Consider the following 2761-nt stretch of genomic DNA (forward strand, 5'->3'; position numbering starts at 1 on the left):
GGGCTCGGCGTGGGCGACGGGTTGCCGCCCCCGCCGACCTGGAGGTCGACGCAGGAGTAGAACGCGTTGGCGGTGTCCGCGATGTTCCACACGGCGAGGACCTTCTGCCGTCCCGGGTGGCCGCCCAGGTTGACGGTGTGCGAGACGGTGGCGCCGGGCTGCTGCCCGCCGCCGTTGAAGACGGCCACCCGGGTGCCGCCGATGAAGTACTCCCAGTTGCTGGTGGCGTGCCGGGCGGTGTTGGTCCAGGTGAAGGTGACGGAGCTGCCGACCGAGGTGGCGGGCCAGCCCCGGCTGTCGTCGTTGAGGACGGCGAACTGGGCGATCCCCGCGTGGCAGCTGCGCAGCCCCTTCGGCCCCTCGACGCTCTGCGGCTCGTACTTGATCTGCCCGCAGTCGGGGACCCGTCCCTGGGCGCAGAGCGCCTGGCGGCTCGGCGGGCCGGACACGTAGCCGTGCGCCTGGGCGGGCGCCGCGACGGCGAGTGCGGAGACGACGGCACCCGTCGCCACGAGCGGGATGGTGATTCTTCGACGCATGGTGGCAGCTCCTTCGGACTTCGGCCTGGTGAGGTGCCATCAACATAAATTAAAGCTTGTTAACAGTAAAGACTCCTGTCGATAGAAACATCGCACCTTCTGCACACGCAGGGTGACCATCAGAGCAGCAACAGGCTGCCCCGCTCGTCCACCCGGTCGGCGGACTCGTCGTCCAGCCAGACGCCACCGGTGGCGAGGTAGCGGAAGCGGTACTCCCCCGGGCCGAGTCGTACGGTGACCGTCCGGGTGCCGTCCCGACGCGGGAGGAGTTCGTGCCGCCCCGGCTCCCAGCCGTTGAAGGAGCCGACCACGCTGACCGGGCCGGGCGGGGTGTCGCGGGGCAGGCTGAAGGTGACCCGTACCTGGTTGCCGAAGAGCTTGTTCCGCTTGATCATGTCGTGTTCCTCCGGGGTCGCGCGCGGTCACCCGGTACAACGCCCGACACGCCGGGGGCGACACGCCGCCACCCCCGAGTGACCTGGGCCGATCCGCCCACCCGGCACGGTCCGGTTGCCGCACGCTCGAGGAAATGTGTCGGCCTTCGGGGGGTTCTGTCGTGGCGACGTGCGAGGTCTGCGGTAACGACTACTGGATGGCGTTCGAGGTGCGGACCGTCAGCGGCGACGTGCACACCTTCGACTGCTTCGAGTGCGCCGCGCACAAGCTGGCGCCGATCTGCGAGCACTGCCAGGTCAAGATCGTCGGGCACGGGGTGGAGGTGTCCGGCCGGTTCTTCTGCTGCGCGCACTGCGCCCGCGCGGAGGAGGGCGCCCGGGGCGCCGAGATCCGCGACGCGGTCGGCGCCCGCCCCGCCTGAGGCCGGCGATCGGCCGGCCGCCGGCGCCATGGCCGCCCGGGTCGGCCGGGCGCACCGGCGGCACGCAGGGCAGCGGGGCGGCTGGCCCACGGGCCCGGCCTACCATCGGGGAGTGCCACAGCCCCCCGTGCCGAGGACCGCCTCGTTCGCCGAACTCGACGCCCGCACCTTCCACGACCTGCTCCGGCTCCGGATCGACGTGTTCGTGGTGGAGCAGGCGTGCCCGTACCCGGAACTCGACGGGCGCGACGTCGAGCCGGGCACCCGCCACCTCTGGCTCGACGACGGCGGCGCGCCCCTGGCGTACCTGCGGATCCTCGCCGACCCGGGCGGCGTGGCGCGGATCGGGCGGGTGGTGGTGGCGCCGAAGGCGCGCGGCGGCGGGCACGCGGGCCGGCTGATGACCGCGGCGCTGGAGCTGGTCGGCGACCGCCCCTGCGTGCTGGAGGCCCAGTCCCACCTGGTCGGCCTCTACGCCCGCCACGGCTTCGCCGTCGCCGGCCCCGAGTACGTCGAGGACGGCATCCCGCACACCCCGATGCGCCGGGAAGGCATTGACCGAAGCCGATAAGTGTGACAGCCTCCGGGCAGAGCCGTCGCGGAAGCCACGCAGCGCGCACGGGAGGGGCAACTCCCGGGCCGTCCGGGCGTCGTCGTCCGACCTCTCCTCCCGGGGGCTCCCCATGTCCACTCAACTTCGCACCTCCCGCCTGGCGTGGCTGCTCGCCGTCGCGGCGACCGCCGTGCTGCTGCTGACCACCGCCCTGGCCAACCCCGTGTCGGCGCACGGCTCCGTGGTGGACCCGGCGTCACGCAACTACGGCTGCTGGCAGCGCTGGGGCAGCGACTTCCAGAATCCCCGGATGGCCACCGAGGACCCGATGTGCTGGCAGGCCTGGCAGGCCAACCCGAACGCCATGTGGAACTGGAACGGCCTGTTCCGCGAGGGCGTCGCCGGCAACCACCAGGCCGCCATCCCCAACGGCCAGCTCTGCTCCGGCGGCCGGACCGAGGGCGGTCGCTACAACGCCCTCGACACGGTCGGCGCCTGGAAGACCGCCCCGGTCTCCAGCAACTTCCGGGTCCGCCTCTACGACCAGGCCAGTCACGGCGCGGACTACATCCGGGTGTACGTGACCAGGCAGGGCTTCAACGCGCTCACCGAGCCGCTGGGCTGGGACGACCTGGAACTGGTCGGCCAGATCGGCAACACCCCGGCGTCGGGGTGGAAGCCGGAGCCCACCGGCGTGTCCATCGAGATCCCGGCGAACGCGCCGGGGCGGACCGGGCGGCACGTCGTCTACACCATCTGGCAGGCCAGCCACCTCGACCAGTCGTACTACCTGTGCAGCGACGTCGACTTCTCCGGCGGGCCGACCAACCCGCCGCCGACGACGCCGCCGCC

At 72.3% G+C, this 2761-nt stretch carries 5 protein-coding genes; 3 read left to right on the forward strand and 2 right to left on the reverse strand.

From position 1 onward, the window contains the following. Positions 1-539: lytic polysaccharide monooxygenase auxiliary activity family 9 protein (locus F6X68_RS32035; RefSeq protein ID WP_151457739.1), on the reverse strand; the 539-nt coding region annotated here is incomplete at its 3' end. 119 nt (positions 540-658) lie between these two features. Then, a complete protein-coding gene (locus F6X68_RS32040; RefSeq protein WP_132233095.1) occupies positions 659-934 on the reverse strand; it encodes an isoamylase early set domain-containing protein in 276 nt (91 codons plus the stop codon). A gap of 161 nt (positions 935-1095) precedes the next feature. Here F6X68_RS32040 and F6X68_RS32045 point away from each other — a divergent pair, with 161 nt between their 5' ends. From F6X68_RS32045 to F6X68_RS32055, 3 genes are all read left to right on the forward strand, one after another. Beyond that, positions 1096-1356, forward strand: a complete 261-nt coding sequence (locus F6X68_RS32045) for a Prokaryotic metallothionein (RefSeq protein ID WP_151457740.1) — start codon at positions 1096-1098, stop codon at positions 1354-1356. 112 nt (positions 1357-1468) lie between these two features. Beyond that, positions 1469-1927 carry a GNAT family N-acetyltransferase gene (locus F6X68_RS32050; RefSeq protein WP_151457741.1) on the forward strand — a complete coding sequence of 153 codons (459 nt, stop codon included), beginning with the start codon at positions 1469-1471 and terminating at the stop codon, positions 1925-1927. A 112-nt stretch (positions 1928-2039) separates the two neighbouring features. Next, positions 2040-2761: lytic polysaccharide monooxygenase (locus F6X68_RS32055; RefSeq protein ID WP_151457742.1), on the forward strand; the 722-nt coding region annotated here is incomplete at its 3' end.

The organism is Micromonospora sp. AMSO12t, from assembly GCF_008806585.1.
Classification (GTDB): Bacteria; Actinomycetota; Actinomycetes; order Mycobacteriales; family Micromonosporaceae; genus Micromonospora; species Micromonospora reichwaldensis.

Bases quoted from the DNA above. Each gene is read 5' to 3' on its own strand.
- F6X68_RS32040 (WP_132233095.1), bottom strand. From the start codon at position 934: ATGATCAAGCGGAACAAGCTCTTCGGCAACCAGGTACGGGTCACCTTC.